At 66.5% G+C, this 17,841-nt stretch carries 19 protein-coding genes and 1 other RNA gene; 11 read left to right on the top strand and 9 right to left on the bottom strand.

The features are described from left to right. Nucleotides 1–148: 148 nt before the first annotated feature. Nucleotides 149–1,363 (bottom strand): Na+/H+ antiporter NhaA, encoded by a 1,215-nt coding sequence (gene nhaA / locus JIP62_RS08360; protein ID WP_201101720.1) that lies wholly within the window; start codon nucleotides 1,361–1,363, stop codon nucleotides 149–151. Between the two features lie 204 nt (nucleotides 1,364–1,567). Between nhaA and JIP62_RS08355 the strand changes: the two genes are divergently transcribed. The 3 genes from JIP62_RS08355 to JIP62_RS08345 all read left to right on the top strand — a co-directional run bounded on the left by JIP62_RS08355 (nucleotide 1,568) and on the right by JIP62_RS08345 (nucleotide 3,765). After that, nucleotides 1,568–3,010, top strand: coding sequence for a protein adenylyltransferase SelO (locus tag JIP62_RS08355; RefSeq protein WP_201101719.1), 1,443 nt, complete (start codon nucleotides 1,568–1,570; stop codon nucleotides 3,008–3,010). A 101-nt stretch (nucleotides 3,011–3,111) separates the two neighbouring features. Then, on the top strand, nucleotides 3,112–3,252 hold the full coding sequence (locus tag JIP62_RS08350; RefSeq protein WP_201101717.1) for a hypothetical protein: 141 nt from the start codon (nucleotides 3,112–3,114) through the stop codon (nucleotides 3,250–3,252). Nucleotides 3,253–3,342: 90 nt separating this feature from the next. After that, nucleotides 3,343–3,765 (top strand): DoxX family protein, encoded by a 423-nt coding sequence (locus JIP62_RS08345; protein WP_201101715.1) that lies wholly within the window; start codon nucleotides 3,343–3,345, stop codon nucleotides 3,763–3,765. Between the two features lie 5 nt (nucleotides 3,766–3,770). Here JIP62_RS08345 and JIP62_RS08340 read toward each other — a convergent pair whose 3' ends face one another. Continuing rightward, on the bottom strand, nucleotides 3,771–4,466 hold the full coding sequence (locus JIP62_RS08340; RefSeq protein WP_201101713.1) for a class I SAM-dependent methyltransferase: 696 nt from the start codon (nucleotides 4,464–4,466) through the stop codon (nucleotides 3,771–3,773). A gap of 54 nt (nucleotides 4,467–4,520) precedes the next feature. Between JIP62_RS08340 and JIP62_RS08335 the strand changes: the two genes are divergently transcribed. Genes JIP62_RS08335 through JIP62_RS08325 form a run of 3 tightly spaced genes read left to right on the top strand, consistent with a single transcriptional unit; the run spans nucleotide 4,521 to nucleotide 6,105 of the window. Continuing rightward, nucleotides 4,521–4,925, top strand: coding sequence for a hypothetical protein (locus JIP62_RS08335; protein WP_201101711.1), 405 nt, complete (start codon nucleotides 4,521–4,523; stop codon nucleotides 4,923–4,925). Continuing rightward, the gene (locus JIP62_RS08330) at nucleotides 4,925–5,122 is read left to right on the top strand and encodes a helix-turn-helix transcriptional regulator (RefSeq protein WP_201101709.1); all 198 of its coding nucleotides are present in this window, start codon (nucleotides 4,925–4,927) and stop codon (nucleotides 5,120–5,122) included. The genes JIP62_RS08335 and JIP62_RS08330 overlap by 1 nt, the downstream gene beginning before the upstream one ends. Before the next feature lie 47 nt (nucleotides 5,123–5,169). After that, the gene (locus JIP62_RS08325) at nucleotides 5,170–6,105 is read left to right on the top strand and encodes an alpha/beta fold hydrolase (RefSeq protein ID WP_201101707.1); all 936 of its coding nucleotides are present in this window, start codon (nucleotides 5,170–5,172) and stop codon (nucleotides 6,103–6,105) included. A 6-nt stretch (nucleotides 6,106–6,111) separates the two neighbouring features. Here the strand turns inward: JIP62_RS08325 and ptsN are convergent, their stop codons facing one another. The 4 genes from ptsN to ffs all read right to left on the bottom strand — a co-directional run bounded on the left by ptsN (nucleotide 6,112) and on the right by ffs (nucleotide 9,178). After that, the gene (gene ptsN / locus JIP62_RS08320; protein WP_201101705.1) at nucleotides 6,112–6,576 is read right to left on the bottom strand and encodes a PTS IIA-like nitrogen regulatory protein PtsN; all 465 of its coding nucleotides are present in this window, start codon (nucleotides 6,574–6,576) and stop codon (nucleotides 6,112–6,114) included. Nucleotides 6,577–6,719: 143 nt separating this feature from the next. Then, a complete protein-coding gene (gene hpf, locus JIP62_RS08315) occupies nucleotides 6,720–7,358 on the bottom strand; it encodes a ribosome hibernation-promoting factor, HPF/YfiA family (RefSeq protein ID WP_201101704.1) in 639 nt (212 codons plus the stop codon). 85 nt (nucleotides 7,359–7,443) lie between these two features. After that, nucleotides 7,444–8,976 (bottom strand): RNA polymerase factor sigma-54, encoded by a 1,533-nt coding sequence (gene rpoN, locus JIP62_RS08310; protein ID WP_201101702.1) that lies wholly within the window; start codon nucleotides 8,974–8,976, stop codon nucleotides 7,444–7,446. A 102-nt stretch (nucleotides 8,977–9,078) separates the two neighbouring features. After that, an RNA gene (gene ffs, locus JIP62_RS08305) (signal recognition particle sRNA small type) lies at nucleotides 9,079–9,178 on the bottom strand. Between the two features lie 69 nt (nucleotides 9,179–9,247). Here ffs and nudC point away from each other — a divergent pair. Then, nucleotides 9,248–10,198 carry an NAD(+) diphosphatase gene (gene nudC / locus JIP62_RS08300; protein ID WP_201101700.1) on the top strand — a complete coding sequence of 317 codons (951 nt, stop codon included), beginning with the start codon at nucleotides 9,248–9,250 and terminating at the stop codon, nucleotides 10,196–10,198. Here the strand turns inward: nudC and JIP62_RS08295 are convergent. Both JIP62_RS08295 and JIP62_RS08290 read right to left on the bottom strand, forming a co-directional pair. After that, nucleotides 10,186–10,602, bottom strand: coding sequence for a hypothetical protein (locus tag JIP62_RS08295; RefSeq protein WP_201101698.1), 417 nt, complete (start codon nucleotides 10,600–10,602; stop codon nucleotides 10,186–10,188). The genes nudC and JIP62_RS08295 overlap by 13 nt on opposite strands. Nucleotides 10,603–10,678: 76 nt before the next feature. Then, complete coding sequence (locus tag JIP62_RS08290) at nucleotides 10,679–11,413, bottom strand: 3-deoxy-manno-octulosonate cytidylyltransferase (protein ID WP_201101696.1); 735 nt, start codon at nucleotides 11,411–11,413, stop codon at nucleotides 10,679–10,681. A gap of 152 nt (nucleotides 11,414–11,565) precedes the next feature. On the opposite strand from JIP62_RS08290, the gene JIP62_RS08285 reads away from it, so the two are divergent. The 4 genes from JIP62_RS08285 to JIP62_RS08270 all read left to right on the top strand — a co-directional run bounded on the left by JIP62_RS08285 (nucleotide 11,566) and on the right by JIP62_RS08270 (nucleotide 16,469). Then, entirely contained in the window at nucleotides 11,566–12,291 is a 726-nt protein-coding gene (locus tag JIP62_RS08285; protein WP_201101695.1) for a c-type cytochrome, read from the top strand. 50 nt (nucleotides 12,292–12,341) lie between these two features. Next, nucleotides 12,342–14,300 (top strand): TonB-dependent receptor, encoded by a 1,959-nt coding sequence (locus tag JIP62_RS08280; RefSeq protein WP_230974695.1) that lies wholly within the window; start codon nucleotides 12,342–12,344, stop codon nucleotides 14,298–14,300. 12 nt (nucleotides 14,301–14,312) lie between these two features. After that, on the top strand, nucleotides 14,313–15,038 hold the full coding sequence (locus tag JIP62_RS08275) for a 16S rRNA (uracil(1498)-N(3))-methyltransferase (protein ID WP_201101693.1): 726 nt from the start codon (nucleotides 14,313–14,315) through the stop codon (nucleotides 15,036–15,038). A 69-nt stretch (nucleotides 15,039–15,107) separates the two neighbouring features. Further along, complete coding sequence (locus JIP62_RS08270) at nucleotides 15,108–16,469, top strand: glutamate--cysteine ligase (protein ID WP_201101691.1); 1,362 nt, start codon at nucleotides 15,108–15,110, stop codon at nucleotides 16,467–16,469. A gap of 101 nt (nucleotides 16,470–16,570) precedes the next feature. Here the strand turns inward: JIP62_RS08270 and JIP62_RS08265 are convergent, their stop codons facing one another. Then, nucleotides 16,571–17,737 carry an acyl-CoA dehydrogenase family protein gene (locus JIP62_RS08265; RefSeq protein WP_407932715.1) on the bottom strand — a complete coding sequence of 389 codons (1,167 nt, stop codon included), beginning with the start codon at nucleotides 17,735–17,737 and terminating at the stop codon, nucleotides 16,571–16,573. Between the last annotated feature and the right edge of the window lie 104 nt (nucleotides 17,738–17,841).

Below are 17,841 nucleotides of genomic sequence, written 5' to 3'. Positions count from 1 at the left end.
GGGGCGGCAGGTATCCGAACCTTTGGGGTAGTCCAACGCGTCACCAGCGACAAGAAGCCGCGAAGGTGAATGCCGTTTATATGCCCCGCCGCCGCCCTCACTGTGACGCAAAAGCGACAGAAATCGATGACCTTACGTCAATATTCAGCTAGTGAACGCCAGTAGACGATGCTTCTTCGGCCAATTCCTTGCGCCTGATCCGCCCTGCCGCGGCGAGAACCACCGCAGCCCCGACTGCCGACAGGAACGACCCGCCCAGGACGCCGAGCTTGACCTCCACCTGGACGACCGAGTCGATCGCGCCGGGGAAGGCCAGGGTGCCAATGAACAGGCTCATGGTGAAGCCGACGCCGCACAGAAGGCTGACGCCGAGCAACTGCAGCCAGGACGCGTCGGTTGGCCGCTTGCCGATCTTCAGGGCCGAGGCCAGCCACGCCGCCCCCATCACCCCAATGGGCTTGCCCAGGAACAGGCCCAGGGCGATGCCGATCACCAGGGGCGCGAAGGCCTGTTCCCAGCCCAGGCCCGCGAACGATACCCCGGCCTTGGCGAAGGCGAACAGCGGCAGGACCAGATAGGCGACATAGGGATGCAGGTCGTGCATCGCCTCCTTCAACGGGCTTTGCCGGTCGTCGGCACGGTGGCCGACGGGCACGATCAGGGCAAAGGCCACGGCGGTGAGAGAGGTGCTGAGCCCCGACTGGATCGTCAGATACCAGACCGCCCCGAAACCCAGCACCCAGAACGGAGCCGCAATCCGGCGGCGCGAAAGCACCGCTCCGACGATCAGCAGTCCGGCGACCCACAGCAGCGGGCCAGGGGCGACGCCCTGGCTGAAAAGAATAGCGATCAGGGCAATGGCACCCAGGTCGTCAACGATGGCCAGCGTCAGCAAGAACACCCTGAGCGACGGCGGCAGACCGCGTCCGACCATGGCAAAAACCGCCAGGGCAAAGGCGATGTCGGTGGCCAGCGGGATCGGCCAGCCGTTCTGGGGCCCGCCCAATGCACTGGCGATCGCCAGATAGACGGCGGCCGGAGCCAACATGCCGCCCAGCGCCGCCAGGACCGGTGTCATCAGCTTGCGGGGGTCGCTGAGTTCGCCCTTCAGAATCTCGTATTTGATCTCCAGCCCGACGACGAGGAAGAAGATCGCCATCAGCCCTTCCTTGATCCAGTCGGAGATCGACATGGACAGGAACAGAGGACCGACCTGAAGGGGATGCACGCCCTTCAGCCAGCTGAAATAGGCCTCGGCCAGGGGCGAATTGGCGACGATCAGGGCCGACAGGGCCGCCAGACCCAGCACGGCACCAGAGGCGGCCTCGGTCTTAAGGAAGTCGAGCGTCAGTTTGCGAGCCACGGCGGCCTCCGAAATCTTGAAAGGACTGTCGTGGCGTCAGGTTATCGACGGACGCCGGACTGGATTCGGCCTCACTGAGGCGCGCCAGCCTGATCGGGAAGGCCCCGACCTGATGTCTGTTTGCGATCATAAGGATTGGCGCGGCAGGTTCAACCGCCGCCGGGACGGTTGCGGCGGGGGCTTTCAGGACGCATTTGCCACGGCATGCCCATTTCGCCCGCCTATCGCCCCGATCCTCGCTTCGCCGCCCTGGGGCCCGATTTCGGAGATCCGGTTCAGGCGGCCGCCTTCCCCCAGGCCACCTTGAGGTTCCGCAACGACCGGGCGGCGGCCAGCGTGGGATTGGAGGCCCTGGATGACGCGGAATGGATCGCGCATTTCGGCCGGTTCGTGCCCCTGCCGGGCCAGCCCGGTCCGATCGCCATGCGATACCACGGCCATCAGTTCCGCCAGTATAACGCCGATCTGGGCGACGGTCGCGGCTTCCTGGCCGCACAGGCGCGTGAGGTCTCAGGCCGTCCGGCACACGAGAAAGAGCTGCGCCTCCTTGATCTGGGCACCAAGGGGTCGGGGACGACGCCTTGGTCGCGCGGTGGCGACGGTCGCCTGACGCTCAAGGGCGGGGTGCGCGAAGTCCTGGCGGCCACCATGCTGGAAGCCCAGGGGGTGCCCACCAGCCGAGCCTTCAGCCTGATCGAGACCGGCGAGGCCTTAGAGCGCGGCGACGAGCCGTCGCCAACGCGATCCGCCGTTCTGGTGCGGCTGTCGCACAGCCATATCCGGTTCGGGACGTTCCAGCGGGCCGCCTATTTTAGGCGTACCGACATGATCGAGACCCTGACAGAGCACGTCCGGGCCCTCTACCATCCTCATGTGGCCGGGGGAGACGTGCCCGGGCTCCTGTCGGCGATCGTCCAGGCATCCGCGCGTCTGACGGCGCGATGGATTGCAGCCGGATTTGTCCACGGGGTCCTGAACACCGACAACCTGAACGTCACGGGTGAAAGCTTCGACTATGGCCCCTGGCGGTTTCTGCCGCTCTATGAGCCCGGGTTCACCGCGGCCTATTTCGACCAGTTCGGCCTCTATGCCTTCTCCCGTCAGCCAGAGGCGGTGTTCTGGAACCTGACGCAGCTGGCGGGGGCGCTGAAGCTGGTGGCCGATGCCGAGCCCCTGACGGCAGCTCTGAACGGTTTCGGCCCGGCCTATATCCGCGAACTGCGTGCGGCATTCCTGGAGCGTCTGGGCGTGCAAAGCCTGGGCGAGGCCGCCGATCAGCGCCTGCTGGATACGACGCTGGCCCTGTTGCGTCAGGGCGGGGCAGACCTGCGGTGGGAGCCGCTGTTCCACGACTGGTTCGGTGGCTTCGCCTCATCGGCCAGGGCGCTCTCCGGGCCCCGCGCGCGCCTCTATCAGGGCGAGGCCTTTGACGCCTTCCGCTTTGCTCTGTTCGAGCATGAACCGGACCGGCCCGAACGGCTGGCCGATCCGGTCTTTTCGGAACCCGAGCCCGTCGAACTGCTGATCGATCAGGTCGAGGCGATCTGGAAGGCAATCGACGAAGACGACGACTGGTCGCTCTTCCAGAGCAAGCTGTCCCGGATCGAGGCCGGCCGCATCGCCTTGGCAGGGCCGTTTGACGGCTGAATAGCCGCGCGAAAAAAGAGGGGACCGCCTGTCGGGACTGCTCGCGACAGCGCGTCTTCCAGGCGGGCACCGACCTGGTCGAAACAATAAGTCATCAGCTGATGTCTTCGATTGATGACTTTGGCCGGAACCTGTGCCATAACGCCTTCGAGGCCGTCCGGCCCCGGATTACCGATCTGTATGCATACGGCCACGCTGTGGTCACGACCCCACGGCACAGCTTCTTCATCTCCTTCGCCTAGCGTGAGTGTCAGAGACCCCTTGCGGAACCCTCCGCTCGATCTGATCTAGTGTCTGTTACCAATTATCCTCCTCTTCCCCGCCCGGTGTCCATGTCCAGCATCACCGTCTCACCCGCCCGCGCCCGCCAGTCCCGTGACCGTCTGAACCTCACGCTGTGGACCTTCCAGGGCTGGTTGGCGATGTTCTTCATCGGTGCCGGCTACGCCAAGCTGACCGAGCCGATGCCGATGCTGATCGAGCTGATGTCCTGGCCCGCCCTGGCCAGTGAGAATCTGGTGCGGGGCCTGGGTCTGGCTGAGGTCGTACTGGCCATCATGGTCCTCAGCCCGCTGCTGTCATGGCGCATTGGTCGGCCTCTGCTGGTCACGGCTGCCGTGGGTCTGATGGGGCTGGAGACCGTCATGCTGCTGGTGCACCTGATGGGTATGGATGCGGGTCCCGCCGTCACCAATGCGATCCTGCTGGCGATCACCGCGCCCGTGGTCTGGTTCCGCTGGCGCAAGGCTGCCTGAGCGGCCTACCCATCTCGAGACAGGGCCCACACCCGCGTCCGCTTGATCTCCTGGTCTTCCAGTTCTCGCGTCGTGGGCACGGCATACTCGGCCAGAAGGGCGAAGCCGGTGCGTGGGAAATAGGTTCGCATCGGGTCTCCGACCAGAACGCGAGAGCCTTGAGCGTCCGCCTGTCTCAGCCAGTCCAGCACGCGTCCTGACATCGGCTGTTCGTAAAAGACGTCCCCCGCACAGATCACGTCGACCTGAGGCGGGGCCGCCTGCAACAGGTCGTCGGCGGTGAAGTCCAGCTGGACACCGTTTGCCTGTGCATTCAGCCCGATGGCCGCCTGACAGAAAGGGTCAATGTCGGCGCACAGGCATTGCGCGGCACCCGCCTTCATTGCCGCGATCCCGACAAGGCCAGAGCCGGCGGCAAAGTCGAGCACGGTCCGCCCGGCGACCTCCTGCGGATTGTCCAGGAGCCAGCGCGCCAGTCCCTGCCCGCCCGCCCAGGCGAACGCCCAGAAGGGGGGAGCCACCCCCAGTTCCCCCAATGCCTCCTCCGTCAGCCGCCACAGCGGCGTCACCTCATCGGCCAGCCACAGACCGATCTCCGGCGCGTGGGGCACAGCCTGGTGGCGGGTGTTGGCCAGGATGAAGGCCGCAGGATCTGCGACGGACGCAGACTGCTGCGTAAGGCTGGGCTGACAAAAAGTCATGTTGACATGACACCGGAGGGGTGTAAGGTCAGCCTTACATAGAGGGGCTTTCTCATGCGCATCACTCAGAATCTTCCTACGCCAGCCGGTCGTCGCTACGTCATTCGTACCACTGCCTTCATGACCGGCTATATGGCCATCAACATCGGGGCCATCTTTGGTGCCTTCGACGATATTCAGGGAAAGCCAGCCGCCTGGCTTCTGGCCCTGGCCGTCTCGGCTCCCGTCGCCGGGCAACTCTGGGCCACCCTGGCCATGATGCGCGACAGCGATGAGTATATTCGCGGCATCTTCGCCAAACAGTTCATCCTGGCTGCGGGACTGGCCATGGCGATCGCGACGGCCTGGGGCTTTGGCGAAAGCTTTGCGGGCGCCCCGCACGTCCCGGCCTGGATCATCTATCCGCTGTTCTGGGCCATGTTCGGCCTGGTCGCGATGGTCGTGCGTTACGAACGCTGATGAAGAACACACTCAAACTGCTTCGCACTGAAAAGGGCTGGACCCAGCAGCAGCTGGGTGACGCCCTGGGTGTCTCCCGCCAGGCCGTCAACGCCCTGGAGACCGAGAAGCACGACCCGTCGCTGGACTTGGCCTATCGCATCGCGGTGCTGTTCGGACGACCGGTCGAGGACATCTTCGACAACCCCCATGCCTGAGCGTCAGCCCATCGGCTGACGTCCTTAGAACGCAACAGGAAATCATCATGCTCTATCCCCGCCACATCGGGCGCTCGACCGCGCGCGCCCTGTTCATCGCCTCGGCCCTGATCCTCGCTGCCGGAGCCGTCGCCGGCATCGCCCGGGCCCAACCGGCGCAGACGTCTGCATCCCAGGCCTTTGCATCGGATCGTCTTTCCGTCGAAGTCATCGGGGTGGGACCTGACGTGGTCCTCATCCCCGGTTTCGCATCCTCGCGGGAGGTGTGGCGCAGGGAGGCCACCCGCCTGTCAGCCACTCACCGGGTCCACATGGTGCAACTGGCCGGATTTGCGGGTGAGCCTTGGGTTCACGGCGACGGCCCCTTCGTCCAGCCCGTGATCGATGCTCTGGCCACCTATATCCAGCAGGCCGGTCTGGATCGACCCGCTGTCATCGGCCATTCGATGGGCGGGATGAGTGCCCTGATGCTGGCCCAGCAGCGACCGGATCTGGTGGGCCGGGTGATGAGCGTCGACAGCCTGCCGTTCTTCAGCGCCCTGTTCGGGCCCCAGGTTACGGTGGACACCGCCCGCCCGTTCGCGGCTCAGGCCTCTGCCGGGATGCGTGCAGCCGACGACGCGGGTTTCCGTGCCGCCCAGACCCAGGGTGCGGTAGGCCTCGCGATCGATCCCGTCACGAGAGCGGCGATGGTGGAATGGTCCATGGCGTCGGATCGACAGGCCCTGGCCACTGCCATTGGCGAGATCATGCTGACTGATCTGCGCCCCGGCCTGCCCTCGATGACCACGCCGGTCTGGGCCGTCTATGCGGCGGATGACAACGGCGGCGCGCCGGCGTCCATGGCGGATGGTCTGTGGGCCCGTGAATATGCCGGGCTTGCCGGCGTCACCCTGATCCGGGTCGATGACAGCCGCCACTTCATCATGGCCGATCAGCCGCAGCGGTTTGCCGAGATCGTCGACCGCTTCCTGGCCGAGTGAGGGGGATCAGGCTGCTGTGGCCGGGGCTTCGCGGACGAACAGGGCGCTGACGGCGTCCACCGTCCGGGCCTGGCGAAGCTTTTCGCGCAGTTCTGGATCACGCAGGGCACGGGAAACGGCAGCCAGCGCCCGCAGGTGCTCTGCCCCATCGCGCGGAGGGGCGAACAGGCCGAACAGAAGGTCGACGGGACGGTCATCAACGGCCCCGAAATTGACCGGAGTATCCAGTCGCACGAATACGGCACAGACGCGGTTCAACCCGTCCAGCCGCGCATGGGGCACGGCGACGCCGCTTCCCAGGCCGGTTGATCCCAGGGCTTCCCGCTCCATCAGGGCGTCCAGAACGGTCTGTTCATCCACACCCAGGTTACGCGCCGCCGCCTCGGCCAGCACATGAAGCGCCTGTCGCTTGGACGATGCTCCCGAGCGCAGAAGGATCCCGCCAGGAGCCAGCAAGTCAGCGATGTCCATGGGTATCCCCGAACTCAGAACGCAACGCACAGGCACCAACGCCAGACGCGATAGGGTGGGCGCGCGTCGTCTAGACGCTACGCCCACCTGTGGGAAGGATTATGACCCGGAACCGTTTACGGAACCGTGTCGGCTTTGGGACGTCACTGCGACGGCAGCGTCCGCTCGGGGTCGATCCAGCCGATGTTTCCGTCAGGCCGGCGATAGACGACCGAGGTGCCGCCGTGCCCGGCGTGCTTGAACACCACAACCGGATACCCCGTCAGGTCCAGCTCAAGCACAGCCTGGCCCACCGTCATGGTCCGCACGCGGACGTCGGTCTCGGCGATGACCATCCCGGCAGGGGCCTGTTCGTCGGGGGCACCGGCGTCGCCGAAGACGTCGTCGTCCACCGAATCGGGATCGCGCAGGATGGTCATCCGGCCGATACCGGCCGCGGCGGCCGCCATTTCGGTCTTCTCGGGCGACAGGCCCTTGGGACCGGCATGATGGTTCTTCAGCCTGCGCTTGTAGCGCCGGACCCGCTTTTCGAGCTTGTCCAGCGATTCCGAGAAGGCGGCATGGGCATCACCGCCAAGACCGCTGGTGACGATCACCTGGCCTGAGGCGAGACGAACCCAGCAATCTACCTTGAACCCGTGCCCATCCTTGGACACCGAAACCTCGGCGTCCTGGGCTCCGCGATCAAAGTATTTGCCGATCCCTTCTTCGAGTTCCTGGGAGATGCGCGAGCCTAACGCTTCGCCGACATCCACGTGCTTGCCGCTGACTTGGACTTGCATGCAGACAGAACGCGACCGCTTTGATTTGGTGTCAACGGAGAACGCTGAAATCGACGGTCACGCTTGCGCGATCAAAGGCCTGGGATCACCCCGTGCGCAGCATCCGCTTGCGTTCGACCGAGGAGGGAATCCTCAAGGCTTCCCGATATTTGGCGACGGTACGACGGGCGATGTCGATGCCGGCCTCGTTCAGGATCTCGACGATACGGTCGTCGGAAAGGACATCGCCGTCCCGGCCCTCGCCATCGATCATCGACTTGATCCGGTGACGGACGGCTTCGGCCGAATGGCTGGACTGGCCGTCGACGGACTGGATGGCGGCGGTGAAGAAGAATTTCAGCTCGAACACCCCGCGCGGTGTGGCGACATATTTGTTCGAGGTGACCCGGCTGACGGTCGATTCATGCATGCCGATGGCATCGGCCACCGTCTTCAGGTTCAGAGGGCGCAGGAACTCGACACCGAAGGCCAGGAAAGCATCCTGCTGGCGGACGATCTCGGAGGCGACCTTCAGGATGGTCTTGGCCCGCTGGTCCAGCGACTTGACCAGCCAGCTGGCCTGGGAGGCGCAATCGGCGACGAAGGCTTTTTCCGTCTCGGTCCGCGCCCCGGCCTGAACGACGCCGTGATAGCGTTTGTCGATCAAAAGGCGGGGCAGGGTGTCGGCATTCAGCTCGACCCGCCAGCCCCCGGCCGGATCGGGTCGCACCATCACGTCGGGGATCACCGTCTGGGCCGGCTCGCCGCCAAACCCCGCGCCCGGCCGGGGCGTCAGGCCCTTCAGCTCGGCGATCATGTCCGACAGATCCTCGGCATCGACACCGCAGACCTTTCGCAGGGCCGACAGGTCCCGTTTGGCCAGAAGGTCGAGGTTGTCCAGCAGGGCCGCCATGGCCGGATCGAACCGGTTGCGCTCGATCAGCTGCAGCTTCAGGCATTCCGGAACCGACCGCGCCATGATGCCGGTGGGCTCGAACCCATGGCAGACGGTCAGCACGGCCTCGACGCGCGCCAGATCGCAGCCCAGGCGGTCGGCGATCTCGGCCAGCTCCCCGCGCAGGTAGCCGCCCTCGTCCACCCCGTCGATCAGGGCCAGGGCGATGGCCTGGTCGGTCGGCGACATCGCCGCCGACGACGCCTGGCCCTGAAGATGTTCCCACAGAGTGATCTCGCGGCGGTCAGGCCGCTCTGCGCCGTCGGCTTCGGGCGCCATGCCGCCCTTGCCGGTGCTGGACCAGTCGTTGAGGCCGGGCTGGGCCTCAATTCCCGACCCGTCATGGGCCCGGTCGCTGGCGGCTTCGCCCGGTGTCGGCTCGCCGTAAAGATCGTCCGGCCGGGCATCCAGGGCCCGTTCGGCGTCGGCGGTCACGGGGGTGTCAAACCGCAGTTCGCCGGCGTCTTCATTGGCCTGGGCCGCATCGACCGGCTCGGGTGGGGCGTCGTCGTCGCGCTGAAGCAACGGATTGCGCTCCAGCTCGCCCTCGATGAAGGCTTCCAGCTCCAGGTTGGACAGTTGCAGCAGCTTGATCGCCTGCTGCAGCTGGGGCGTGATGACCAGCCCCTGCCCCTGCCTGACCTCCAGCCTTTGACCGATCACCGACGTCCCCCATGGGCGCATGGCCCGAAACTTGCTGAGGGGCAGAATGCCGACGACCGGTTAACGCCGTCTAAGCGCGCGAACCGTGGTCTCGCAGGCGGCGGTGTCAGGCGAAATGTCGGGAAAGGTGGAGACCGGCACGACCCGAAGGGGAATTCGTTGTGGCTGCTGCCTTCCGGCCCTGACCAGATTGGCGAAGCCTTCGCCCGCACCGATCTCCACCCCCTATATCGTGGCTGGTGGCGACGAGATCAAGTCTCCCGCTCCTGAGGCGGGCGAGCTATGACATGGCATGCCCCTTCCCGCTCTCAACACCTTCGCCGGCAATCCGCTCGACCGCGCCGGGGACCGGCGGAACGATCCGGCCTGGCTGGCGGAGCAGGAGGCCAATCCAGAGGCTCTCGCCATGGTGCTGTGGAACGGTGCGCCGCTGATCGAAGAAGAGCAGACGCCGCGTCTGGCCTGGCTGTCGCTGGCCCATGCGCGGGATCTGTCGCCCCGGGGCGAGGTGTTTCTGGGTCTGTGGAAGGAGGCGCCCGTCTTTGCGGTCGAACTGGGCGGTTCGGTCGATCCGGCCAGCGGCCCCGTCCAGGGGCTGGGTCAGTTCCAGGACATGCGGACGGCGGCGGCCCTGCTGCCCGGCGCGGATGCGGCCATGGCCGGGACGGCCAAATCCCTGTTCGACTGGGCCGGACGGCACGGGTTCTGCGCAGCCTGCGGTCAGGCCAGCGACAGCGCGTGCGGCGGCTGGAAGCGGCTGTGCCCCGCCTGCGGCACCGAGCATTTTCCCAGGGTGGATCCGGTGGTCATCATGCTGCCAGTCTATCGCGGTGGCCCCGAACCCGTCTGTCTGCTGGGGCGTCAGGCCAGTTGGCCCCAGGGGCGGATGTCGGCCCTGGCCGGGTTTCTGGAGCCCGGGGAGACGATCGAGGAGGCGTGCGCCCGCGAAATTGCCGAGGAGGCAGGCCTGACGGTCAGCGCCGTTCGCTATCACTCCAGCCAGCCCTGGCCGTTCCCGTCACAACTGATGATCGGCCTGATCGCCGAGGTCACCGACGACCAGGCCACGCCCGACCAAACCGAGCTGGAGGCCGTCGCCTGGGTCACACGAAAAGAGGCGGCCAATGTGCTGGCGGGGACGCACCCCATCATCAAATCTCCGCCTCCCTTCGCCATCGCCCACACCCTGCTGAGGGCGTGGGTCGACGGGTTTGATGTGTCCGTTTCGGATCAGCCCGCGTAGGCCTTGGCTCCGGCACGGCAGTTGGCGGCGCTGCAGGCGGCCATGGTGATCTCGACCGTATAGCTTCCGGCGCGTTCGGCGGTGAACATCACGATCGGCACGTCGTCTTCCAGGAAGTCAGACCCGACCGAGGTGGAGCCGGAGAAGACTTCCAGGTCGACATCGGTGCAGTTCTGGTCGCACAGGCCGACGACCGTATATTCGACACCGGCGCGAGCGTTGAAGGTGAACCGCGAGCTGGCACCCTCGGCCAGTCCGGCATTGTGACGCTGGACGGTCGAGAGATTCGGAAACTCTGCTTCGAAGGCCGTGAACAGTTCGGCGATCAGCGCGTCACCGTCCTGGGCCACGGCTGGCACGGCGAAAAAGGCGATGGCGGTCGCAACGGCGAGAGATTTCAGCATTTTGGATCGGCTCCTGGTTGAGGAGCCGACATTCTCACCGAACGCTGTGACGGGCAAATGATCGTTCCTGACGGGATCAGGTGCGTGATGCCGCCAAGGCCCGCGCCGCTTCAAGATCGGCAGGGTTGTCGACCGACAACGGGGCCTGATCGATGACAGCGGCCCAGATCGACAGTCCCATCTCCAAGGCGCGCAACTGTTCCAGTTTCTCGCGGCGTTCCAGAGGCGAGGGCGGGGCAGCACAGAACCGCATCAGCGCCTCCCGCCGATAGCCATAAAGACCGATGTGCCGCCAGACGGGGGCGTCGCCGTAAAGGGTCGAACGGGTGAAATAGAGGGCTCGGCCGCGCATCGCGACTTCGTCCAGGGCCAGGACGGCCTTGACCACATCGGGATTGGCGCGGTCGGAGGGCCCGCTCTCGGTCGCGACCAGGGTGGCAATGTCGCAGGAGGGTTCGGCCTCCAGCAGGGCTGCGCACGCCAGGGCCAGGCCAGGATCGGCAAACGGCATGTCGCCTTGCAGATTGATGATCGCGTCGTGGCGACCCTCCGGGTCGATGGCCTCGACGGCGGCACGGATCCGATCGGATCCGGATGGCAGATCAGGGTCGGTCAGGACGGCCTGTCCGCCGGCGGCCTGGATCGCCGACACGATTTCGGCATCGCCTGCCGCCACGGCGACGGGCAGTCCGGAGGCACAGGCCTGCTGCCAGGCTCGCACGATCATGGGCCTGCCCCCGATGTCGGCCAAGGGCTTGCCGGGCAGGCGGGTCGCGGCCATCCGAGCCGGGATCAGGATCAGGGGGGTCATGCCGTGCGGTCTTCCTGCGACGCCGAGAACGGTTGAAAGCGCCCATGGGCCGGTTGCGAAGGCGGCGCTAGCGTGTAAGAGACGCCCACGCAAGAATATGCTGCCCGCCGACCCTGGCAGGCGGCCTCCAGAGACGGGATGCGACCACGCGCATGAGCGGCGATCTGAAGTGGAACAAGATTTTCGGTGCGGGCCTGGGGACGGCGTTCGCCATCCTGGTCGTGCAGCAGGTGTCGAGCGCGATCTTTGCGCCTCATCCGCCTGAGAAGATGGGCTATTTCGTCGACGCGCCCGAAGAGGCCGCCGGTGGTGCCGCCGAAGCCGAGCTGCCGCCGGATTGGGGCACGCTGCTGCCCGTCGCCGACCTGGCGGCCGGTGAAGCGGCCTTCGCGCGCTGCGTGGCCTGCCACACCATCAATGCGGGCGGTGCCAATGGCATCGGTCCGAACCTCTATGGCGTGGTCGGTGGCCCTGTCATGCATTCGGCCGGGTTCGCCTATTCCGACGCCATGGCAGCTCATAAGGGTGAGGCTCCGGTCTGGACCTATGACGAGCTCGACCGGTTCATCACGGCACCGCAACGCTATGTCGCAGGCACCAAGATGTCCTTCGCTGGCCTGCGCGACACCCCGACGCGGGTCAATCTGATCGCCTATCTGCGGGCTCAGGGCTCGACGGGCTATGCCATCCCCGCGCCCGATCCGGCGCGTCAGCCGGGCGCTGCTGCGGCTCCTGCGGGTGAAGCGCCTGCTGTCGAGGGCACCGACGCCACCGGGGCCGAGGCCGCCGCGCCGGTCGAGGGGGCTGCCGGCCAGGCGACCACCCAGGCGACGCCGGTCGCACCGCCTTCGGCGACCAGCACCCCGACAGGCGGCTGATCCAGGATCCCGCCACCGACGTCGCCGAGATTGTCGTCACGGCGGCGCGCTTGCCCGATGCGGCAGGACAGGGCGCGTTTGCCCTGATCCGGCTGGATCCGGAAGCGTTGAACCGTGCTCGCCGCCTGGACGAAGCCCTGGCTGCCGTGCCCGCAGTCTCGCTGTTCAGGCGTACCTCCAGCCTGTCGGCCAATCCCACGACCCAGGGGCTGTCCCTGCGCGCCATCGCCCCATCCGGGGCCGGGCGTGCGCTGATCACCCTGGACGGAGTGCCGTTGAACGATCCGTTCGGCGGATGGGTCATCTGGTCCCAGGTCCCGCCCGAATCGCTGGATGGCGTCGATGTCGTCCGCGGGGGCGGGACCGGCCCGTATGGCGCAGGGGCGCTGACCGGCTCTGTCGCCTTGCGAGAACGCGATGCGGGCGGCGTTCTGGACCTGTCGCTCGCTGAGCGTGGCACCTTCCGCGCGGCGGGATCGACGGCGATCGCTCTGGGGCCGATCCAGCTGGTCCTTTCGGCGGGGCATGAGACGACGGATGGCCATGTGCCGGTGCGCGGGCCTGCGGCGGGACCGGCGGATACCCCTCTGGACCTGACGGCCAGCACCGCTTCGGTGCGGGCAGACGTTCCGCTGCAAGGGGCGACGCTGTCGTTGCGGGCCGGTGTCTATGAGGAAGACAGGGGCTCGGGCCTGCAGGGTGCCCGAGCCAACGCCAAGGGGTCGGTGATCAGCGCCACCCTGGCCGCCCGTCCGTCGCCGGATCGGGCCGGATGGCGGGTCCAGTTGTGGCGGCGCGGCAGCGATCTGGCCAACAGTTCGGTCGCCGTCGCGGCCGACCGTTCCGGCACCACTGCGGCCAATGAGCAGATCGAGACACCGGCCGAGGGCTGGGGGGTGAACGCCGCTCTGCGGCGGGCTCATCCGTTGGGCGATGGCCGAATCGAGTGGGAAGTCGGGGCCGATGCCCGCATCAATGAAGGTGAGACCCGCGAGCGCTTTCGCTTCATCGCCGGCAACTTCACACGCGACCGGATCGCCGGTGGCACGACGCAGGGGGCCGGGGTCTATGCGGATGGATCATGGAGCCGGGGCCCGTGGCTGGTAGCAGGCGGGCTTCGCCTGGATGGCTGGCGGAACCGCGACGGTCGTCGTCTGGAAACCGACCGCGCCACGGGTGTCGCGACCCTGGACGAGACCGATCCCGAACGCTCGGGCACAGTCACCAGCGCGCGACTGGCCGTGCGCCGCGACCTGGCCGAAGGATTCAGCCTGCGGGCCGCCGCATACTCGGCCTTCCGCCCCGCAACGCTGAACGAACTGCATCGCCCGTTCCGGGTCGGCAATGACCTGACGGAGGCCAATGCGGCGCTGGAGCCGGAACGGCTGACGGGGATCGAGACGGAGCTGGCCTGGACCGGCTCGCGCGGCGGGGTGACAGCCACGGTCTTTGCCAACCGCATCGAGGATGCAGTGGTGAATGTCACGATCGGCGAAGGACCCGGCACCTTTCCGCGGGCCGGCTTCGTGCCCGCTGGCGGGGTGCTGCGGCAGCGGCGCAATGCCGGAACCATCGAGGCGGTCGGGCTGGAGCTCAACGGGGACTGGACGCCTGGGGATCGGTTGACGCTGCGCGGCGCCTTGTCAGCAACCGATGCGCGGCTGGAAGGCGGCACGGCGGCCCCGCAACTGACCGGCCTGCGCCCGGCCCAGGCCCCGATCTGGAGCGTGACGGCCGGAGCCGACTGGCAGGCGAGCGACCGGCTGGTCCTGTCGACCGCTGCCCGATATGAGAGCCGCCGCTTCGACGACGACCTGAACAGCCGGGTGCTGGCAGCGGCGGTAACCCTGGATATGCGTGCCGAATGGCGGGTGAATGACGTGACGGGCCTTTGGCTGGCCGTGGACAATGTGTTCGACGCGGATGTACCCGTCGCCGCGACCGCGACGGGCGTCGAAAGCCTGGGCACGCCGCGTACCGTGGGCGTGGGTCTGCGCCTGTCGCTCTAGGGGGCCAGAGTCATGATCCGCCTTCATCTCCCTCAGCCTTTGTCGGCCGGTGCCGCCCTGGTGCCGTCGCTGGACCAGTCGCGCTATCTGACCCAGGTCATGCGGCTGAAGCTCGGCGATGCGGTCCTGGTCTTCAATGGCCAGGACGGGGAGTGGCGCTGCGTCCTCAGCGATATTCTGAAGAAGGGTGTGGTCCTGAAGGCCGAGGCACAGGTCCGGCCACAGACCATTGGCCCGGACGTTCATCTGCTGATGGCGGTGGTCAAGAAATCGGCGATGGAATTCGCCGTCGAAAAGGCCACGGAACTGGGCGTCCGGCACATCCGCCCGATGCTGACGGCGCGGACTCAGGGCCACCATCTGCGTCTGGATCGCCTCGATGCCATCGCGATTGAATCGGCCGAACAGACCGGACGCATGGACCTGCCTGTGATCGACGATCCGGCCAAGCTGGCGGATGTGCTGGAGGGCTGGGACCCCGGCCGGCGGCTGATGTTCTGCGACGAGACGGGAGGCGCGCCTGTCGTGAAGGCGCTGTCGGCCCTGGAGGATTCCGGTAGGCCTTGGGCCATACTGATCGGGCCGGAGGGTGGGTTCTCGCCACAAGAACGCGAGCGCCTGCGTGCCTTGCCCTTTACGACGGCCGTCTCTCTGGGGCCGCGCGTGCTGCGGGCCGACACCGCCGCGGTTGCCGCCCTGACCCTGTGGCAGGCCGCGGTCGGCGATTGGGAACGATAGGGGAGCAGGCCTCCCCCTTGAGTGCAGGCGAATTCTCTCCCATCTAGCCGCCACAACAGGGCTGAAAACATGAACGACGCGCCGCCGCTCTCCCGCGAAGACCTGATCGCGGCGATGTCGAAGGGCATCAAACCTCGCGCCGAATGGCGCATCGGGGCCGAGCACGAGAAATTCGGCTTCGACCGCACGACCCTGCGGCGTCCGACCTATGACGGCCCGAACGGGATTCTGGCCATGCTGACGGGTCTGCAGCGCTTTGGCTGGTCTCCGTTCGAGGAAGCGGGGCACGTCATCGCCCTGGAGCGCCGGAACAGCGAGGGGATGAGCGCCTCGATCAGCCTGGAGCCCGGCGGCCAGTTCGAACTGTCCGGCGCGCCGCTGAAGGATGTGCACGACATTTGCTCCGAGACCGGCCAGCACCTGATGGAGGTCAAACAGGTCGCCGATCAGCTGAACCTGGGCTTTCTGGGCGCGGGCTTCGACCCGATGTGGCGGCGCGAGGATGTGCCGGTCATGCCCAAGGGCCGCTATGTCATCATGCGTGCCTATATGCCCAAGAAGGGCAGCCTGGGCCTGGACATGATGCTGCGCACCTGCACCATCCAGTCCAACCTGGACTTCGAATCCGAAGCGGACATGGTGCTGAAGTTCCGCACCGCCCTGGCGCTGCAGCCGATCGCTACCGCCCTTTTTGCCTGTAGTCCGTTCACGGAAGGTCGTCCGAACGGCTTCCTGTCCGCTCGGGCCAATGTCTGGACCGATACCGATCCCGACCGCACGGGCATGCTGGATTTCGTCTTTCAGGATGGCTTCGGCTTTGAACGCTATGCCGACTATGCCTTGGATACGCCGATGTATTTCGCCAAGCGGGGCGACCGCTATGTCGATCTGTCCGGCCAGTCGTTCCGCACCTTCATGACCGAGGGTCTGCCCGATCTGCCAGGCGAACGGGCCACCAAGAAGGACTGGGCCGATCACCTGACCACCCTGTTCCCCGAGGTCCGGCTGAAGAACTATCTGGAGATGCGCGGGGCCGACGGCGGGCCGTGGAGCCGGATCTGCGCGCTCCAGGCGCTGTGGGCCGGGGTCCTCTATGACGGGGCCGCCCTGGCTGCCGCCTGGGATCTGGTCAAGGATTGGGACATCGCCGATCACGAACGTCTGCGGCGCGACGTGACCCGCCTGGGCCTGCGGGCCGAGGTGGCCGGTCGCTCGGTGCGCGACATCGCCGTCGACATGGTCACGATTGCCCAGCGCGGGCTGAAGAACCGGGCGCGGTTCAGCGGCGGTATGGTGGACGAGCGCGGCTATCTGTCGGAACTGGAAGACATTGCCGACAGCGGCGTGACCCCGGCCGAGCGCCTGCTGGACCTCTATCACGGCGAATGGGAGGGTGATGTCAGCCGGATGTACCGCGACTTCGCCTACTGACCGCTGCCGGCCTGATCAGCAGGCCATGACCGCCGCGTTGTCACGCTTCCACCCACCCGGTCCAGGCCCCATCCCGGCGATCCAGGATGGGGCGGCGGGCATCACAGCGTCCGTGCGATCAGCACCTTCATGATTTCGTTGGTGCCGCCATAGATCCGCTGGACGCGGGCGTCCTTGTAGAGCTGGGCGATCGGATATTCGTTCATATAGCCATAGCCGCCGTGCAGCTGCAGCATCTCGTCCAGCACCTCGCCCTGGATGTCGGTGACCCAGTATTTGGCCATGGAGGCGGTGGCGGCGTCCAGCTGGCCCTTGAGGTGCAGGCCCATGCAGTGGTCGACGAACACCTTGGCCACGGTCAGCTTGGTCTTGACCTCGGCCAGTTTGAACTGGGTGTTCTGGAAGTCGATGATCCGCTTGCCGAAGGCCTTGCGCTGTTTGACGTAGTCGAGGGTTTCCTTGAGTCCGCGCTCGGCGGCAGCCACGCCCTGGATGGCGATGTTCAGTCGTTCCTGAGGCAGCTGCTGCATCAGCTGGACGAAGCCCTGGCCCTCGCCGCCGCCGATGATGTTCTCGCCCGGCACCTTGACGTCGTTGAAGAACAGCTCGGAGGTGTCGTTCCCCTCCATGCCGATCTTGTGCAGGTTACGGCCCCGTTCGAAGCCCTCGGCACCGTCGGTCTCGACCACGATCAGGCTGGTGCCCTTGGCCCCCTCGGCCGGATCGGTCTTGGCCACGACAATGATGAAGTTGGCCAGCTGTCCGTTGGTGATGAAGGTCTTGGACCCGTTCACCACATACTGGTTGCCCTGTTTGATGGCGGTGGTCTTGACGCCCTGCAGGTCCGAGCCCGCGCCCGGCTCGGTCATGGCGATGGCGCCGACCAGCTCGCCTGAGGCCAGTCGGGGCAGCCAGCGCGCCTTCTGTTCGGCGGTGCCATAGTGCCAGATGTAGGGGGCGACGATCGCGTTGTGCAGCGAGATGCCGAAATGGTCGGCACCCTTCCATCCCAGCTGACGCATCAGCACGACCTCGTGGCGATAGTCGCCGCCCATGCCGCCGTCTTCCTCGGGCATCGACAGCCCCAGCAGACCGGCCTCGCCCGCCTGGGTCCACAGCTCGCGCGGCACCGAGGAGTTGGCGATCCATTCCTGGACCTTCTCCGGCGGCGCATGTTCGTCGATCCATTTGCCGACGCTGTCGGAGAAGAGGGCGATCTCCTCTTCCTGCATGAAATCGGGGTCGGGCGTGTCGAGGACGTTCAGCATGGATTAGCTCAGCTTCTCCCTCCCTCGCCGAGGGAGGGTGGCCGCGAAGCGGCCGGGTGGGAGGGGCCGGGCGAGACAGGTTCGGCGTCGCCGAGCCGTTCCCG

The organism is Brevundimonas vitisensis (assembly GCF_016656965.1).
In the GTDB taxonomy this organism is placed as follows: domain Bacteria; phylum Pseudomonadota; class Alphaproteobacteria; order Caulobacterales; family Caulobacteraceae; genus Brevundimonas; species Brevundimonas vitisensis.
The sequence above is the reverse complement of the archived record's forward strand: the minus strand, read 5'-3'. Positions and strand labels throughout refer to the sequence as shown.

Excerpts from the sequence above, each read along its gene's own strand:
- JIP62_RS08355 (WP_201101719.1), top strand. The coding sequence starts at position 1,568 with ATGCCCATTTCGCCCGCCTATCGCCCCGATCCTCGCTTCGCCGCCCTG.
- JIP62_RS08295 (WP_201101698.1), bottom strand. The coding sequence starts at position 10,602 with ATGCTGAAATCTCTCGCCGTTGCGACCGCCATCGCCTTTTTCGCCGTG.
- hpf (WP_201101704.1), bottom strand. The coding sequence starts at position 7,358 with ATGCAAGTCCAAGTCAGCGGCAAGCACGTGGATGTCGGCGAAGCGTTA.
- JIP62_RS08265 (WP_407932715.1), bottom strand. The coding sequence starts at position 17,737 with ATGCTGAACGTCCTCGACACGCCCGACCCCGATTTCATGCAGGAAGAG.
- JIP62_RS08325 (WP_201101707.1), top strand. The coding sequence starts at position 5,170 with ATGCTCTATCCCCGCCACATCGGGCGCTCGACCGCGCGCGCCCTGTTC.
- nudC (WP_201101700.1), top strand. The coding sequence starts at position 9,248 with ATGCCCCTTCCCGCTCTCAACACCTTCGCCGGCAATCCGCTCGACCGC.
- JIP62_RS08290 (WP_201101696.1), bottom strand. The coding sequence starts at position 11,413 with ATGACCCCCCTGATCCTGATCCCGGCTCGGATGGCCGCGACCCGCCTG.
- JIP62_RS08335 (WP_201101711.1), top strand. The coding sequence starts at position 4,521 with ATGCGCATCACTCAGAATCTTCCTACGCCAGCCGGTCGTCGCTACGTC.
- ptsN (WP_201101705.1), bottom strand. The coding sequence starts at position 6,576 with ATGGACATCGCTGACTTGCTGGCTCCTGGCGGGATCCTTCTGCGCTCG.
- JIP62_RS08270 (WP_201101691.1), top strand. The coding sequence starts at position 15,108 with ATGAACGACGCGCCGCCGCTCTCCCGCGAAGACCTGATCGCGGCGATG.
- JIP62_RS08350 (WP_201101717.1), top strand. The coding sequence starts at position 3,112 with ATGTCTTCGATTGATGACTTTGGCCGGAACCTGTGCCATAACGCCTTC.
- JIP62_RS08330 (WP_201101709.1), top strand. The coding sequence starts at position 4,925 with ATGAAGAACACACTCAAACTGCTTCGCACTGAAAAGGGCTGGACCCAG.
- JIP62_RS08285 (WP_201101695.1), top strand. The coding sequence starts at position 11,566 with ATGAGCGGCGATCTGAAGTGGAACAAGATTTTCGGTGCGGGCCTGGGG.
- JIP62_RS08345 (WP_201101715.1), top strand. The coding sequence starts at position 3,343 with ATGTCCAGCATCACCGTCTCACCCGCCCGCGCCCGCCAGTCCCGTGAC.
- JIP62_RS08340 (WP_201101713.1), bottom strand. The coding sequence starts at position 4,466 with ATGACTTTTTGTCAGCCCAGCCTTACGCAGCAGTCTGCGTCCGTCGCA.
- rpoN (WP_201101702.1), bottom strand. The coding sequence starts at position 8,976 with ATGCGCCCATGGGGGACGTCGGTGATCGGTCAAAGGCTGGAGGTCAGG.
- JIP62_RS08275 (WP_201101693.1), top strand. The coding sequence starts at position 14,313 with ATGATCCGCCTTCATCTCCCTCAGCCTTTGTCGGCCGGTGCCGCCCTG.